General features: G+C 68.2%; 9 protein-coding genes. 2 read left to right on the top strand and 7 right to left on the bottom strand.

Annotation, left to right across the window (positions count from 1 at the left end):
- Positions 1–194 precede the first annotated feature (194 nt).
- A complete protein-coding gene (locus tag DES52_RS15110; protein ID WP_170131079.1) occupies positions 195–2,852 on the top strand; it encodes a hypothetical protein in 2,658 nt (885 codons plus the stop codon).
- Between the two features lie 79 nt (positions 2,853–2,931).
- Positions 2,932–5,304, top strand: coding sequence for a LuxR C-terminal-related transcriptional regulator (locus tag DES52_RS15105; protein WP_110887654.1), 2,373 nt, complete (start codon positions 2,932–2,934; stop codon positions 5,302–5,304).
- Between the two features lie 23 nt (positions 5,305–5,327).
- Here the strand turns inward: DES52_RS15105 and DES52_RS15100 are convergent, their stop codons facing one another.
- The 7 genes from DES52_RS15100 to DES52_RS15070 form a co-directional block, all read right to left on the bottom strand.
- Positions 5,328–7,679, bottom strand: coding sequence for an ATP-binding protein (locus DES52_RS15100; RefSeq protein WP_110887653.1), 2,352 nt, complete (start codon positions 7,677–7,679; stop codon positions 5,328–5,330).
- Positions 7,680–7,788: 109 nt separating this feature from the next.
- Entirely contained in the window at positions 7,789–8,577 is a 789-nt protein-coding gene (locus DES52_RS15095) for a carboxypeptidase-like regulatory domain-containing protein (RefSeq protein ID WP_146237312.1), read from the bottom strand.
- Positions 8,578–8,698: 121 nt separating this feature from the next.
- A complete protein-coding gene (locus tag DES52_RS15090) occupies positions 8,699–9,679 on the bottom strand; it encodes an N-acetylglucosamine kinase (protein ID WP_170131078.1) in 981 nt (326 codons plus the stop codon).
- Positions 9,672–10,367, bottom strand: a complete 696-nt coding sequence (locus tag DES52_RS15085; protein WP_170131077.1) for a glucosamine-6-phosphate deaminase — start codon at positions 10,365–10,367, stop codon at positions 9,672–9,674. Before DES52_RS15085 ends, DES52_RS15090 begins: the two co-directional genes overlap by 8 nt.
- Positions 10,364–11,662, bottom strand: coding sequence for a family 4 glycosyl hydrolase (locus DES52_RS15080; RefSeq protein ID WP_110887649.1), 1,299 nt, complete (start codon positions 11,660–11,662; stop codon positions 10,364–10,366). Before DES52_RS15080 ends, DES52_RS15085 begins: the two co-directional genes overlap by 4 nt.
- 102 nt (positions 11,663–11,764) lie before the next feature.
- Positions 11,765–15,124, bottom strand: a complete 3,360-nt coding sequence (locus DES52_RS15075; RefSeq protein WP_110887648.1) for an ATP-binding protein — start codon at positions 15,122–15,124, stop codon at positions 11,765–11,767.
- Positions 15,121–17,229, bottom strand: a complete 2,109-nt coding sequence (locus tag DES52_RS15070) for an ATP-binding protein (protein ID WP_110887647.1) — start codon at positions 17,227–17,229, stop codon at positions 15,121–15,123. Before DES52_RS15070 ends, DES52_RS15075 begins: the two co-directional genes overlap by 4 nt.
- Positions 17,230–17,335 lie beyond the last annotated feature (106 nt).

Below are 17,335 nucleotides of genomic sequence, written 5' to 3'. Positions count from 1 at the left end.
CGAGTCCACGGTACGCGCCGCGCGAAAAAGCGGCATCGCAGATTTTAAGTAGTCGAAGCGGAGCCCCCGCCTCCCCGAAACGAACGATGCCCCGCAGGTGGGGCACGACGTACCTTTCGAGCACCTCGGGCAGTGACGCCGAGGTGCTCGGAAGGCTTTCGTCACGGCTCCTCGACATCAAAGGAAGTGAAGGTATGACACAAGTTTCGCTTCGGTTTCTCTCCCTGGCCTCTCTCGGAGCGCTCACGCTCGGCGCCTGCACCACCACGCCTGCCTCGACGCCCACCAGTTCGCTCGTCCCCTTCACCTTGCACGCCCCTACGTCCCACGCCATTCGCCCTCAAGCCCTTCCCACCACGTCCACCGGCACCAACGCCGTCCACACCCTGCACGTCCGCGTCTATACCCCCGACGGCGTCCTCGTCCACTTCGACGACGCCCACCATCAAGACCCGGCGGGCACCCACGACGTCCTCACCCTCACCGATACCCAGCCCAGCATGCAACTCGCCCTTCTACCCGGCACCTACACCTTCCAAAGCGCCGGACTCGGCCAAGATCCCACCCGCCCCTTCCTCGCCTTCGGACGGCAGCCCGATCAGCAAGTCACGCCCGGCGCCAACCTCACGCTCACCGTCAAGACCCTCACCGATCTCGACGCCGTCACCCTCACGCCTGCCCTGCCCATGAACGCCGTGCAACCCGGCCAGACTTTCGACGCCCTCCTCACCGTCCGCACGCCCGACGACAACGGTCGCCGCTACGCCGTGCCCCTCTCGGACTTCACCGCCGACTTCACCCTCGACGCCGCCTTGGGGAGCATTCTCGGCAAAAGCAATCTCGGCGCGCGCGTTCAAGCCGCCGCCCATCCCGCCGCCCCCACGTTCACATTGAACGCCGTCGTCACCGCGTGGCGCGCCGACGGTGACGAGACTGCCACGATTACGACCGTGCCCGCGTCGTTGTCGCTGCCGTTCGCCGCGACGAGCGGCGTGCGCGTCGACTTCACGCCGCCCAGCCTGACCGCCGACGCTCCCGATTCGACCGCCGGTCTGCTCACCCTGAGCGGCGCGGCAAGCGACAACGTGGGCTTGCAAGGCCTCGACGTGTACGACGGACCCGTGCTGATCGGCAGCACCACCGCGTCGGGCACGCCGCGCGTGACCTTCGACGTGGACGGAGCGGGGCACGTCACGAACGCCTGGCACTTCACGTGGAACTTGCCGGACACGAGGGCGCACACCCTGACGGTCGTGGCGAGCGACGCGAGCGGCAACGAAGCGCGGCAAGTCGTGCACGTCGCCGCGACGTCCACGGGCGGAGAAGGCAGTGGAACGGCGGGCGCGTTGAGTGTGACGCCGCGGCCCGACGCGGCGAGCGCGGTGAGCGCGCTCGTGACGTCGGCGGGCGGAGGAAGCGTGCACGTGACGGGCGCGGACGGCACACGGTTCGACCTGCTGGTGCCACCCGGCGCGCTCGCACAGGACGTGCAGGTCACGATGACGCCGCTGACGGGCTTGGAGAACCTCCCCTTCTCGGGGGGGTTTTTCGCGGGCGTGCAGTTGGAGCCGGACGGATTGCGCTTCTTGCGATCGGCGTCCTTGACGATCACGCCGGTGGGCTCGGCACCTTCGACGCCGGTGAGCGTGGCGTACCACGGAGCGGGACGTGACGCTCACTTGTACCCGTTGTCGCTCGAAGGGGCAGGCTTGGTGTTCGACTTGATGCACTTCAGCGGGTACGCGGTGTCGTCGGGCACGCCACAGGAAGTGAGCGCGCAGGCGCAGCGGCAAGCGGGCGGCGCGGAGGACGCGTGGGAGCAGGCGTTGCAACCCCCGACGAGCGTGCTGCGTAACGCCGAGACGCCCTCCGAGCAGCGTCAACAAGCTCTCCAGCAGATCGTGGAAGCTTTGAAAGCTCGCTATCCGGCGATGCTGAGCAAGCTGACCACGCCGCCCGCGAGTTGCGAGGACGGCAACGCGACTCTCATGGAGGGGTTGAGCTTCGCTCGCCAACTTGCGCTGCTCGGCTTGGACAACGAACTGCCTCTTCCATTGACGACGTACGCGCGCGGCGTCGCGCAAACGTGCTTCGAGGAAGTTATCGGGCCGTGCTTCGACGCCGGAAATTGGGAGCAGGTCAAGGCCGTCGTGGCGATCAAGCGCTTGTTGGAACTGCTTGTCGGAAGCGGCGCGGCAGATTCCATCGATTCCGAGACGGCCCGGCCATGCGTCTGGACGGGCACGGTTTCGTACACCGCGAGCAGCGGCGGCAAAGTCGGAGACACGACGGTCTCGCAGCAGCTTTCGTCGCTCACGGGCTTTCTCGACTCCACGTCCGAGCTTCGCATCCTGCCGGATTCCACGCCTCAGGGCGTCACCTCGTTCACGGGAAGCGGAACGAGCACGTTCTCGTACAGCAGCAGCCAAAGCAGCTTCCGCGAGGAAGCCGATCCGTTTTGTGACGTCCCGGACGCGAAGCGAACGTGGATCACCTCGTTGGAGAAAAGCCTCGGAGGCTCCATGACGGACGCTCGCCTCTCCGCCCACTTGTTTCGTCATCCCGACGGGCACTACGAAGTCGCCCTGAACTTACCGATGGGCGTGGGTTCGGGCACCTCGACTTTGCACGGCACCTACACCGAGACTTGCAATCCGGCGGAAAATTACGACGAGACGGCTTCCAGCGAACTGTCGGGCGGTTGGCCCGCCTTCGTTCCGGCGACGAAAGGCTCGTTTGCTTGGAAGGACGACGTCATCGCCGGAAGCGCTCCCTTCTCGACGACCGACACGAACGGACTCGCCGTGCAAGGAACCGTCACGTGGTCGTTTCAGCGGGCGCCACGCCCGTAACACCTGGATCGCTTCACGCTCGGCCGCCGGGTTTCGCTCGGTGAAACCGGCGAAACGATGTGGTACAAACAGTCATCGTATGAGCGAGATCATCCCGTCGGAACGTGCCGAACGGGCGACCGGCCCGTCCTTCAAGAGCATGACGCCCTTGCTGGGACGGGCTTCGGACGTGCAGGCGGTTTCGAAGCTCTTGGCGGACCCGGGCGTTTCGCTCGTCACGATCACCGGGCCGGGCGGCGTCGGCAAGACCCGCTTGGCGCTCGCCGTCGCGCAAGACGCGGAGGTCACCGGAGCGTTTCGGGACGGCATCACCTTCGTCGCACTCGCGCCCGTGCGCGACGAACGCCTCTTGGAAGCCTCGATCGTCCGGGCGCTCGGCGCCCACGACCCGGCCAAGTCACCGCGCGAAGCGCTCGTGGACGCGCTGGAAAGTCGTGACTTGCTCTTGGTGCTCGACAACTTCGAGCACCTGCTCGCCGCGTCCACGACGATCACCTCGTTGCTGGAAGCCGGCGGCTCGTCGAAAGTGCTCGTGACGAGCCGAGCGCCGTTGAGGATCGCGGCCGAGCACGAGTATCCGCTCGCGCCCCTGAGGCTGCCCTCTCTCACGCTGCCGAACCCGTCGGTCACCAAGCAAGCGATTTTCGAGGCGCCCGCGACGCGCCTGTTCGTGCAGCGTGCGGCGGCCAACGGGCAGCTTTTGGACGTGGACGCGAACGCGCAGGTGATCGCCACGCTTTGCCACCGCCTCGACGGCTTGCCGCTGGCGCTCGAACTCGCGGCGGCCCGCGTTCGCCTGTTCTCACCGCGCGGTCTGCTCGAACGCCTCGACGGCGGCGCGACCCGCTTGTCGCTTCTCACGCAAGGGCCGCGCGACCTTCCGGACCGTCAGCGAACGCTGCGCGCGACTCTCGATTGGAGCTACGACCTTCTTCGGCCCGCCGAGCAGCGCGCCTTGCGGCACTTGTCCGTCTTCGTCGGCACCTTCGACGTCTCGGCGATGGAAGCGGTCGTGCGAGCCGACGACGAGCCGCTGCCGTTGCTCGAAGCGCTCGTCGAGCACAGCCTCGTGACACGCGCGAACCGCGAGGAGCGCTTCGTGCTGCTGGAGACCATTCGTGAGTACGCGGCGGAAAAGTTGCGCGAAAGCGGCGAGGAGCGCGACGTGCGGCGGCGGCACGCGTCGTATTTCCAGGACTTGGCGCGGGCCGTGAACACCGACTTGTTCGAGGAGGGACAGAAGCGTTGGCCGCTTCTGTTCGACGAGGATCAGCCCAACTTCCACGCGGCCCTGCGCTTCGCGCTCGACGTCGGCGACACGACGACGGCCGCGCGCATCGGGCACGGCTTGTGGTACGCGTGGACGAAACGCGGCTTTCACGACGAGGGACGACGCTTCATGAGCGAAGTGCTCGGCCGAGAAGACGACTTGTCGACGGCCGACTACGCGTGGGCTTCGTGGGCGGCGGGTCGCTTGGCTTACATGCAAGGTGACTTCGCGTACGCCGCCGAAGTCAGTCGCGCCACCTTGCCGCTCTTTCGCGAGGTGGGAGACGCGCGCGGCGAAACGTGGAGCACCATTGGCGCGGGACTCGCCGCGATGGACGAGCGCCGCTACGACGAGGCGGACGAGCAGTTTCGCCGCGCGTCGCACCTCGCCCGCTCGCTTGAAGACCGCTTTTTGCAAGGACTCGCGCAGTCCAGCCGCGGTCGGTTGCTCGTCGAGCAGCAACGACCGCGAGAAGCCCTCGAACCCTTGCGGGAAGCGGCGCGTCAATTCCACGATGTCGGCGACGTGGCGTACGCGGTCTTCGCGCAGCACGCCCTCGGCTTGGCGATCCTCATGACGGGCGACCTCGCGGGCGCGCGCGCGTCGCTGCTGAGCGGGCTGGACGTCGTGTGGTCCATCGGCAACCCGATGCTCGCCGCGTATTTCCTCGAAGGGCTGGCGGTCACCGCCACGATCGACGGTGACATGACGCGCGCCGCGCACTTGTGGGGCGCGGCGGATCGGCTTCGTTCACGCTTCGGCGTTCCCGTGGCGCCGACGGAGCGCTTCTTGTACGCGCCCCACCAAGAGACGGCCCGCACCCTGCTCGCCGGCGCGTTCGCGGGGGCGTTCGAGGAGGGCGCTCGACTCTCGCCGCGCGAGATGTTCGAGTACGCCCGCGAAGTCGAGGCCGAGACGTCGGTCGTTTCGGTGCAAGGTGCAACGACCGACGCCTCCAAGCCTTCTTCGGGAAGCGAGGAGGGAGGGGTGTTCTCGCTCACGCCACGCGAACTGGAAGTGTTGCGCGCCATCGCGCGAGGCCTCACGAACAAGCAGATCGCGTCGGAGCTCGGCACGAGTCCTCACACCATCAGCGCGCACGTCCGCGGCATCTTCTCGAAGTTGAACGTGACCACGAGGTCGAGCGCGACGCGCGTCGCGCTCGACCTCGGCTTGGCGTAGGCGACGCGAACTTTGCAAGCCCGTCACCGGGGGGCGCCGAGCCAACCTCGCGCGATGGCGGCGCGAACCGCGCCCGTTCGCGTTTGCACGTCGAGCTTCGAAAAGACCGAGCGGACATGCGCGGCCACGGTGTGCACGCTCAACTGCAGCGCGGCCGCGACTTGCCGGTTCGTGAGACCGCGCGCCACGAGCTCCAGCACTTCGCGCTCTCGCGGCGTGAGGTCGAGGAGGAGATCGCGCTCGCCTTCGAGACGCTCGTTCTCGGCGGCGTTCGAGGGCGGCGCCCGGTCACCGTCGCTCGAATCCGGGCGCAAGGCGGCCCGCAAGCGCGTCCAGGCGTCTTCGGGAGACAGGCGGGCGCCCGCTTGCCAAGCGGCGTCGAACGCGCCCGCCGAAGTTGCGCGCGCCGCGTCGAGAAAGGCCGCGTACGCGGTGTGTTCGACGGACGTTCGGCGAAGCGAGAGGGCGTCTCGCCAACCTTCCACCGATCCGAACAGCGCGAGCGCCTCCTCGCCGCGCTTCTCGACGAGGCCCACGAGCGCCAGCCCTTCGAAGGCCGACGCGACCACCCGGGCGTCCCCGACGCTTTCCGCCAGCGTCAAGGCGCGGGTCAAGGCGTCGTACGCCGAGGCGGGCGCGTCGGGAAGGTGGCACAACCCCAGCCCTTGCAACCCGGAGGCTTCGCTGTTGGCGACCGCCAAGGCTCGCGCTTCGCGCACGGTCGCCTCGAACCAGGCGCGGGCCGCCTCGCGCTCCCCGCGCGCGAGCGCGAGACGACCGAGCGCCTGCGCCGCCGCCACCGCGTCGGACGATCCTCGCCAGGCGAGGGCGCGCGTGCGCGCTTCGCCGAGGTCGCGTTGCGCGCGCGCCGCCTCACCCAAGTCGAGGGCGCACAAGCCCACGCCGAGCAAGGCCACCGTCCGCGTGCGCTCCACCGTTCGCGCTTCCTCCGGGGTGACGGCCGCGAAGTGGTCGAGCAGGTGCAGGCAAGCCTCGCAGCGAGTCATGGCTTGGCGAAGTTGTCCTTGCAGATAGTCGTTGCTGCCCGCCGCGAGCAGCAACCTGGCGCGCACGAGCGACGGCAACTCGTCCAATTCCTGCAGCGCCGCGTCGAAGTACCTTCGGCTTTCTTGATGTCGCGCCCGAAGCCACCAGTAAAACCAAAGGGCGGCGCAAAAGCGTGCCGTCACGTCGCCGAGGCCGCGCGACCCCGCGAAGGCGAGCGCCGCGCGAACGTTTCCTTCCTCCGACTCGAGAACCGCGAGCGCCCGCGCTTGGCCGGGCCCATGCAAGTCCGGCTCCAACGTCTCGCACGACCGCAGGTAGTAGGCGGCGTGCCGCTCGGCCGTGGCCCCGCGTTCGTTCACCTCGTCGAGGAGGGCGCCAGCGAAGGCGCGCAGAGGTTCGAGCAGCCGCAAGCGCGTGGAGGCGCCTTGCGCCACGACTTGCACGAGGCTTCCCTCTACGAGCGAGGTGAGCGCGTCGAGCGCGTCTTCCCCGGCGCCGCCCACTTCTTCCGCCGCTTCGAGCGTGAAGCTTCCCGCGAAGACGGCGAGTCGTGCGAACACCCGGCGCGCGACGGGAGAAAGCAACTGCACGCTCCACTGAATCGTGGAGTGCAGCGTGCGGTGACGCGCGGGCGCGTCACGATGACCGGTCGTGAGAAGCGCCAAGGGACGTTCGAGCCGCTCGAGCAACTCAGCGGGCGAAAACAGCCGTAACCGAGCGGCCGCCAATTCCAGCGCGAGCGGCAATCCGTCGAGTTGGCGCGCGATCTCGCCGAGTACCGAGGCGTTCGCCTCACCCAAGTCGAGGTCGGCGCGAACGGAACGGGCGCGCTCCACGAACAACCGCACCGCGTCGAACGCCAACACGGCGCTGGGCGCGAGGGTCGGCGCGGGCACCAGGAGAGGCCGCACGAGGTACTGGCGTTCGGCGGAGAGGCGCAGCGGCGCGCGGCTCGTGACGAGCAACTTGACGCTCGGCGCTCGCGCCAGCAAGCTCGGCAGCAAGTCGGCCGCGCTCGTCAAGTGCTCGAAGTTGTCGAGCACGAGCAGAACTTGCCGAGCTTCCAAGGCGTCGCCGATCGCCGCCCAGCTGCCGGGGCCTTCCAAACCCAGGGCGCTCGCGACGGCGACTTGAACGTCGGCCGCTTCCCGCACGTCTTCGAGCGGTACGTGGTACGCGCCGTCTGCGAAAAGGTCTCGGACGTCCCCGAGGACGGCGTTGGCCAAGCAAGTCTTGCCGACGCCTCCCGGTCCGGTGAGGGTGACGAGCCGAACCGAGCGGTTCGCGAGGAGGGCGCGAAGTTCGGCCTGTTCGTCCGCTCGTCCGATCAGGGGTTCGCTCAAGCGCACGCGAGGCGACATGCTCATGAAGTGAACGCAGTGTAGCGCGTCCGATTCGCCCTTCTCTCCGCGAAGGTGCCCGGCATCTCCCGAATTCCAGCGGAACGCGGCGGGAACGACCGAGACGGCTCGCTTTTCAAGGCGTGCGGGACACGTATAAAGGCGTGCGAACGAAGGTGCCGGTGTGCCCGCAGTTTTCGAAGCCTTTGAACATGAAGTCCACCGAGGACGCGGGCTCTTCGTCGTAATAGCTCATGCTGACCTTCAAGGATTCTTTCGTGCCGTCGGACCGCACGAGCTTCGCCGTGACGCCGTACCACCCCACCGGAAGGTTCGCGACGATGTCCTTGGCGCGCACGACCTTCGTCAAGGTTCGGCCCGTGCTGCCGTCGATGAGCGGGCCTCGCGGCACCATCGTGAGTTCGATCTTGTCGTCGGGCTTCACGTACTCCGGCTCGTTCGAATCGATGTTGATGCGGTTCGAGAACGAGATGGAGCCGCCCCACGCGTCGCTGCCGATCGCGTCGGGCGCGTCGCCGGTCGCTCCGGTCATGCGCCAGCGAAAGTTACGCACGGGCCGACTCGACGGATTGAACAGCTCGGCGTCCGCCGCGGTCTCCGGCGCGAGCCGGACGCAGTAACGCTGGCCGTTGTAATTCACGACCTTGTACGCCCGGGCGCGGAACGGCGCGACGGCTCCGTTGAGCGGCACGGAGACGAAGGCGCCCGACGCGTCCGTTTTCGCCTCGACGAGGCCCGAGAAGCTCACGGGCTCGATCATGACGACCGCGCCTGCGACGGGACGACCACGCTCGTCGAGCGCCCGACCCTTCAAAGGCGCGGTCGTCGCCGCGTTCGCCGCGCTCCACACGCTGCCGAGAACCACCATCGTAGAAATCACCGTTGTCCGAACTTTGCTTTGCATGCTGCCTCCGAACGCGAGCATGCCGTGAAGACAGTGAATTTCGCATGATCGCCTTCGAGGCTTCGCGGGGCAAGAGAAAGCGCCCACGATGCGGGCGCTTTCATGAACTTGGCGAGTCCAGTCACGTGAGGTAGAGATGCTCGGGCAACGACGGCGTTCGCCGTTCGCAAGCGTCCTCGTCCGCCCCGACCGCGCGAAGTGCGAGGCGTACGGCCCCCATGACGGGTTCGTGCGGCGAGAGGTGCGCGGTGATGTTCGGCGCGAGTCGGCGAGCGTGCTCTTCGAGTCGATCGGACAGCAGCCGCGAGGGATGACGCATCACGCCGCCCGCCATGAACAACGCGAAGCCGTCCGCGAGGCCGACTTGCCGAGCGCTCGCCGCCGCGTACCGAGCGAGGGCCTCGCCGTGACGGTCCACGAGGCGCCAAGCGGTCTCGTCTCCTTCGGCGGCGACGTCGAGCAGGATTCGGGCGAGGTGGCCGACGCGAGGCGACAACGACTGCTCTCGGCGCGTGAACGCGTGCAACAGCGCCTCTACGGACGGCAAGTCGAACGTGCTCAGCACGCGGTTCGTGAGACGGGTCGGCGCGTCGACGCCCAACGCGGCACGGTACACCGCCTTCAAGGCGAGGCGCCCGAGTTCCTCGGCTCCTTGCGGCTCCTGCCAAAAGCTCGAGTGCCACACCGTGCCGTCGAGGCCGCGAGCGGCGGTGCCCGCGCCGGTTCCGCACGCGACCATCACGGCCGGACCGCGCGCCCCGGTCGCTTCGAGGGCGCCGACCGCGTCGTTCACGACGACGTGCCGAGCGTCCGGCCAGCGGGCGGCGAGGTGGGCGCGTAGAACGGTGAAGTCCTCTGGCCAGTCGGCTCCGGTCGCGCTCAGGGCGATCGCCGCGAGGTCGCGGTCCGTCCGGCGCGCTTCGCCAAGCGCGTTCGTCACCGCCGCCTCGACAGCTGCCGAGGCTTCCTCACGTGAAAGGTAGAGGTTCGATCGACCCCCCCGAGCCGCCCCGACGACTCGTCCCTCGCGCGACACGACGAGCGCGATCGTCTTCGTGCTGCCCGCGTCGACGCCTACCACGACGTCTCTGGCTTCAGTCACGTGGCCTCGCCTCCTCGTCCGCCACGACGGTGGTGTCCTCTCCTCGCAGCCACGACGCCGGAACGTCACGCGACGACACCTCGTCGAGCGTGCGAGCCAGGATGCGGCGTTTGTGCGCGCCCGTCACGATCAGCAACTTCTCGCGCGCCGAGAGGATCGTCGTCATGCCCGCCGTTCGCGCGCGGGTCGGCACGGGCAGATCGAAGTACCGAGCGTTGCTGACGAGGCTTTCGGGCGTGAGGTCCACTTCACGCGTCTTGGCGTGCTCGTCGCACGGCGGCTCGTTGAAGCCCAGGTGGCCGTTCGGGCCGAGCCCGAGAACGGCGAGGTCCAGCCCCCCGACCTTGGCGATGTCGTCGTCGAAGGTCGTCACGTCGACGAGGCGCAAGGTGCGCGTCACACCGAGCGGGTCGACGAACGAACGCCGTGTCCACCTCCACAAAGATCGCGGATCGTCCTCCTCCAAGCCGACGTACTCGTCGAGTTGCACGGCGAGGACCCGCGAGAAGTCCACCTCGCCGTTCTCCGCCCGCCGCGCGAGTTCCGCGTACGCCGGAAGGGGCGTGTTGCCCGTGGCGACCAGCAAGGCCGCCGTCGGCTTGTCTCGAACGATCCGCGCGATGATGTCGGCGGCGACCCGCGCCGCTTCGAGCGCGTCCTTCACCACCACGACGTTCGGCCTGCTCACCACAAGCGCTCGGGAAGCCAGGCGCGTTGAGCCGCCGCGAGATCGTCGTACAACGCGCGGGCCACGCTCAGGCCCGGCACGATTGGATTCGCCGAGAGCGCGCGAATGGCGTCCGTGCGCGAACCGTTCCATGCCGCGTGCGCGGCGAGTCGCTGATACTCCCCGAGGGCGCCCACGAGTCCCCGCGCGCCCTCGGGGAGACGAAAGCCCGACAGAAGGCGCGGCCCGTCGCGGTCCACGACGCACGGTCCCTCCACGACGAGGTCGGCGGGCAAGTCGCGAAGGGCGCCGCCGTTCACGACGTTGCACGGCCACACTTCCGCACGGTCGTTGTACATGGCGTCCATCACGTCCACGGCGATCTCCAACTCGTAAATGCCTCCCCGGGATCGCTTCGGGTCGAGAACCGGGTGAGGCGCGTCGAGAAGCTCACGGTAGTGCGTCCAGTAGTCGGACGTGGCGGCGAGGATGTCCTCGGCGCGCGTCGTCGGCGCCGTGCGAAGTTCGGCCAGCACTTCGCGCCGAAAGTAGTAGTAGCGCATGTACGCGGCGGGCACGCTGCGCATCACGAGGGCGAGGTCGAGCAGGCGCGTCGCCCAGGCGTCCGTGACTCGTCCGGACGCCAAGGCGGCCTCGACGTGCGGCCACAAGTCCTCGTCGCCGTACATCGCGCCTCCGGTGGACGCGTCGCTCCAACACGCGTGATTGAGGCCGATCATGGACGCGCGCACGCGGTTCGGGTCGAGGCCTGCCATGCCCGCGAGTTGACGCGGAAAGATGATCGGGCCTTCGCACAGCGAAATCACGCGAACGTCGCTGAAGTCACGCACGGCCTGCGCGACGACGTTCACGGGATTCGTGTAGTTGAACAAGACGGCGTTCGGACACAGTCGGCTCATGTCCTCGACGAGTTGCCGCGCGACGTGAATCGCGCGCAACGCCATGAAGAAGCCGCCCGGTCCTTGCGTTTCCTGACCGATCACGCCGTGACGCAGCGGAATTCGTTCGTCGAGGACGCGCGCCTCGAAGCCGCCGGGACGGTAGCTCGACAGCACGACGTCCGCCCCGACGAGGGCTTCTTCCCGACGAGACGTCGCCGTGACGGTAAGGTCTGCGCCCGCGACGTCCGCCATCTTCGCGGCGAGACGACGCACGAGGTCGAGGTGTTCCTCGTGGACGTCCACGAGGACGATCTCGGACCCCGCGAAGTTCTCCCATTGACGAATGAAGGACGCGACCGTGCCAGGCGCGCGCGTGGAGCCTCCCCCGACGTAAACGATGCGCAGACGCGCCATTTCAAGCCCTCCGGAAAACGCGGAGCGCGCTTGCACGGCCTTCTCGGCTTGCTTGTGCCATCCTTCACCTTACCGTGCGTGACGCCCGCACGCGGCGGCTCCTCACCTCGCCGAGACGCGCGTGCTTCGATCGCCTCGGCGGCGAGTTGCCACCACGAACGTGGCGCGCCGCGCCGCCGGAACGTGACGACTCGCCGTCTCCTCGAGCCAACGCTCCGCTTCGAGGCGAGCGTGCTGTGCGTCCGCGTCCCCGACCGCCTCGCGCACGCTCGCGACCGTGAACAGGACGTCCGCCACGGAGCATTCCAACGGCTCGAACGTCTTCAGCAGACGCGCCGCTTCGACGGCCGCTTCGATGGCGGGTCGTTTCGCCCGTAAGAGCGCGCGGGCGTGCCGCACCAAGGCGACCAGCAGCAAATCGCGGTCCTCGCGGCCGCGAAGCTCCTCCACGACCTCCTCCGTGATCTGCAAGGCTTCTTCGGGCGGCAGGGTCACGGCGAGCGCCAAGCGTCCCCGCAACGCGCTCTTGGACCGTTGAGCCGCGAGCAAGGGAAGGGCGGCGGCCAAGACGGCGTCCACCGCCTCGCCTTGCGAGTGCAGGACTTCCGCCAGAAGCGTCAGGATGGAGGCGCGCGTCTCGCCGGGAAGACCTTGCAAGGCGAGCGCTTCTTCGAGTAGCGTTCGCGCTTCCCTGCCGTCCCCGAGCAGGTCATGCACGCTCGCGAGGTGCCGCAACGTCATTCCCGACAGCACGTTCGAGTAGCCCGCGCTCAACGTGCGCGCCCGTTCGAGCGCGTCGAGGGCGCGGCTGTACTCGCCGCAGTCACGCGCGCACGCCCCGAGCGTCAACAAGAGCGACACTTCGTGCTGCATCGCGCCCTGCACGCCTCGCAGCAACGCCAGAGCTTGCTCGGCGAGCTCCAAGCCGGCTCGCTTGCGCCCTTGATGCCCCAGCGCGGCGGCAGCGCTGCCGAGCGCCGCCGCTTGCAGCAACTTCAGTCCACGCGCCTCTGCGGCGCTCGCGACGTCGAGGCACAAGTCCACCGTTCGGGTGTACTGCCCGAGCTGAAACAAGGCCGCCGCGATGTTCTGCTGCGTCGCCAACTCCGAGTCTCGTACGCCGAGCGCGCGGTACTGCTCGACGGCGCCTTCGAGAACGGGCACCGCCTCGTTCCACCGACCTTGCCGCACGAGCGCGACACCAAGCAAGTTCGTCAAGTCGGCGACCACTTCCGGTTCCGTCGCGACGTCGAGCTCGGCGAGCCCTTCGCGTGCAGCCTGCTCGGTTCCCGCCGCGTCGCCTCGACGGTGCCGCAAAATGCCTTGAACCGCCCACGCCCGTCCGCGCTCGCCCGGCGTGCGTGCCTCGTCCAGCAAGCGCTGCGCCACGACTTCGAAGCGCGCGCCGAGATCGAACTCCTTGAGGACGTCGTGCGCGAGCGTGAAGCGCGCCGCGAACGCTTCCGGGCGTCGGCCCGCCCGCTCGAAGAGATCCGCCGCCCGCTCGTAGAAGTCGGCGGCTTCCGGCATGCGCCACGTGACGCGCGCCGCCTCGGCGGCGCGCAGGAAGTGCGGCGCCGCCACTTCCTCCAAGCCGGCTTGGAGGAAGTGATGAGCGATTTGCGCGGGCGGCGCTCCGAGACGTTCGCGTGTGCGGGCCGCGCGGCGATGCAAAGCGCCGTGGACGATTCGCGGGATGTCGCGCGTGATGGTCTCGTACACGAGGTCGTGGCTGAAACGACGATCGCTCAGCACGTCCGCCGCCTCCAATTCCTCCCACGCCGTGAGAACGTCGACGAGCGGAGCGCCCAGCACGTCCGAAACGAGTTCCGGCGTGAAGTCGCTTTGCAGAACGCTCGCCGCGCGCGCGACTTGCTGCGCCGTCGCCGACAAGCGCGAGAAACGCCGGGCGATGATGTCGCTCGCGCCGGGCGGCAACACGCCTCCTTCCTCGGGCAAGTCGCCGCCGCTGAGAAGGTGACGAACGGTTTCGAGCAAGAACAGCGGATTTCCCCCCGTGAAACGCGCCAACGTCGGCGCGAACGGCTTGATGTGCGCGACGTCCAACGAGGTGATCAAGTGCTCGACCGCCTCGTCGTCGAGCGGCTCCAACTCGATGTGCACGCCGATGCCGCTGTCGACGAGGCGTTGCAGTTGAGCGCGCAGGGTCGGCGACACTTCGTCGCTACGAAACACGTCGATGATGTGCGGCGGCTGACCTTCCGCGCCCATCGGAAAGGCGCGCGAGAGCATGTACGCCCCGAATTCGGCGGTCGCCTCGTCGAAGAAGTGCACGTCGTCGTACACCAGCACTTGACGGCCCGCGGCCGTTTTGACGTGCAAGTCGTAAGCGGCACTGAAAAACCGCAACTTGTCCTCGTCGCCCTTCAAAGGCGCGGTCGTCTCGCCGCCCAGTTCCGGCAGCAAGCGCGACAGTTCACGCTTCATCCACGCGGGCAACGCGAGGTCCGGCGTGGCGGTCAAGCCCGCGCGCAAGAAACGGGTGAGCGTCGCGAACGGCACGTGCGCGTCACCTTGACGCGCTTCGGCTTTCAAAACCGCGCCTTTGCTCGCCGCGAACTCCATCGCCAAGCGCGTCTTGCCCACGCCCGCGCCGCCCCCGAGCAAGATGAGCTGGCCGCGCTCCCACGCGTCCTCCATGAGCGTCCACTCGCGTTCCCGTCCGACGAGCGCCGGGGGACGCAACACCGAGATCGGCGTGTTCGCGAACGTCGGCGCGGTGATCGCGCCGCCGATGCCCCCGCGAATTTCACGCGCGAGGGCTTGCAGTTCGCGCAGCGGCTCCGCGTTCATCTCGTCGCGCAGCCACTCGCGGTACCGCTCGTACACGCCCAGAGCGAGATGACGATTGTTCATCGCCACGTGCAGCCGCATCACGCGCCCGTACGTCTCCTCGGCGAGCGGATCGAGCGCGAGAACGCGCTCCTCCCACGCGAGCGCGTCGCCGAACTCGCCTTGCCGCTCGGCTCGCGCCCCGAGCGCCCTCCACGCCCTCGACTGCCACTCCTGCTGACGTTCGCGCGTCACCAGCAGCCACTCGGCGAAGTCCGGGCAGTCGTCGAAGTCCGCGTGCGCCAGCACCGCGCCACGTTCGGTAAGCGCGTGCACCTCGTCGAAGCGGTCGCCCTCGAAGGCCGCCCGCGTGAGCGCCGCGTCCGACGTCACATCCGCGCGCAGCGTCAACGTCGCGTCTCCCTCGACGAGGTCCTCGCCGACGGCGAGACGAAGTTTACGCAAGTGCTGCACCAAGCTGTTGCGCGCCACGTTCGGGCGAGCGTCGGGCCACAACAACTCCGTGAGGCGCGCGCGCGTCGCCGCTCCCTCCACGGCGAGGTACGCGAGCACGCCCGCCAATTTGCGCTCCAAGGGCCAAACAGTGCCGCTCGGCGAGACGAGTTCCGCTTGCCCGAACACCCGCAGCGTCCAACGCGTGTCCGTCATGGCGTCGGCGCTTCCCGATCGACCGCCGAGGTCCGAGAGCCGAGCGGCTCGAGGCTCCCGACGAGTTCGAGGTGATGATGGTGCGCGAAGCGCGCGGCGTCCGCCCACTGCTCGGCGGCGCGCTCGGAATGACCGTCGGCTTCGAACGAGAGCGCGGCTTGCACGAGCAATTCGGCCGCTTCACGCCAGCGACCCCCTTGCTCGGCGCGCGCCGCCGCCCGCACGAACGCCTCGGCCGCCTCGCTCGGCACGCCGCCTTCGAGCCAATGCCGAGCGACGCGCGCGCTTTCCGCTCCGCGCGCCGTCAACGCGGCCGCCGCGCTTCGGTGCAACGCGTGCGCGACGCTCAGCGGCAAGTTCGCGCGCGTCGTCTCCAAGATGAGGTCGTGCGTGAACCGTTCGCCGCGCACGAACTGCCCCGCCTCCAACTCTTCCCAGTGGCCCACGACGTCCAACAGGGGAGAGTGCAAGACGTCCGCCACGAGATCCACGTCGAAGTCGCGTTGCAGGACGCTCGCCGCGCGCAGCGTGAGCAGGGCGCCCGGCGTCAACTCACGCAAGCGACGCTCGATGGCTTGACCGACCGTTTCCGGAAGCGTGAGCGGCGCGCCGCTCGGACGATGCGCGAGTTGCCGCACCGTCTCCAAGATGAACTGCGGATTGCCGCCCGTCGCGCGCGCCACTTCCCGCGCGCGATTCCTCGCGGCGTCCACGCCGAGGTGTAGCACCAACTCGATCGCCGCGTCTTCCGCGAGAGGCTCCAACTCGATGACGCACGCGAGCCCGAGTTCCACGCCGTACTGAATGGCGGCGGCCGTGCTGGGCGGCAACTCTCCACGACGAAAGCAATCGATGAAGCGCGGCAAGCCGCCCGGCTTGCCGAGCGGCGCGTACTTGATCATCGCGTAATCGCCGACGTCGATGCTCGCTTGATCGAAGTACTGCAAGTCGTCGATCACCGTCGCCTTCAACCCTTCGCTGCCGAAGCGAATCAGCTCGCCCTGCGCGAAGAAGAACCGCTCGCGGTCCTCGTCGGTTCGCACGGGCGGCGGCGCATCGTCGGACAGCTCGGGCAGGACGCGCCCGAGTTCGGCGCGCATCCACGGCTCGAGACGAAGATCGGGATTGCGCGCGAGCAACTCGCGGTACCGGCGGGTGTTGGCGGCAAAAGGAACGTACACGTCGCCGGGACGTCCGGCGAACACGTCGAACGCTCCTTGGTTGGCCGCGAACTCCCGAGCGAGCCGCGACTTGCCCACGCCGCTTTCGCCACTCAGGAAGATGAACTGCCCCTTGTCCCACGCTTCTTGCATTCGCGCCCACTCTCGTTCACGTCCGACGAGCGCGGGCGCACGAATGCTCAAGGTCGCGGCGGACGCGGAACGTCTCGCCGTCGTTTGCTTGGGCTGCTTGAGCTTCGCCGCGAACGCCACCGTTTCCGCCAGGGGAGCGGCGCCGAATTCACGTGCCAGCATCGCTTCGCATCGCTCGTACGTCGCGCGGGCCGCCGCCACGTCTCCACGCAGGTACTGCAACGTCATGACGCGCACGTAGGCGTCCTCGGCTAAAGGTTCCGCTTCCAGCAAGCGCGATGCCCACGAGAAGGTCGCGTCCGTGTCGCCGCTCGCCTCGGCGGCGGACGCGAGCGCGCGCAAGCTCACGCCGCGATCTTGCGCCAAGCGCGTTCGCTCGGCGGTCAGCCAAGCATCGAAGTCGGGACAGTCGTCGAACGCCAAATCTCCCAGCAGCGTTCCCTGAAAGTCCACGAACGCTTCGTGCCGACCTTGCTCGCACGCGACGCGCGCTTCGAGCACGTCCACCGTCACGGTGGCGTCGAGGCTCAGCACGCCGCTGCCCTGTACGAGAGAATCTTCCAGGGCGAGGCGCAGTTTGCGCAGTTGCTGCGCGAGGTTGTTGCGCGCCGTCGCTTCGCGCGCGTCGGGCCACAACATCCCCGCGAGCTTCGAACGACTCGCACTTCCCGTAAGGGCGAGGTACGCCACGACCGCCGCGCCCTTGCGCTCCAAGAAAATGGGCACGCCGAGCGGTGAGATGAAATGAGGAGCACCGAGCAACCTCAGGTGCCAGGGCGTCGTTGCGTGCACCTTTCCAATATAGTCCTGGCTTACTCAAGGAAACATGAACTTTACGTCGTGTTCGCTCATGCGTCCTGCGCGCGACGCCGCCGAATCACGCTGATTTCACTCGGCG

This window comes from Deinococcus yavapaiensis KR-236 (genome assembly GCF_003217515.1).
Taxonomy (GTDB): Bacteria; Deinococcota; Deinococci; order Deinococcales; family Deinococcaceae; genus Deinococcus_A; species Deinococcus_A yavapaiensis.
This window is presented reverse-complemented; position numbering and strand designations above follow the sequence as displayed.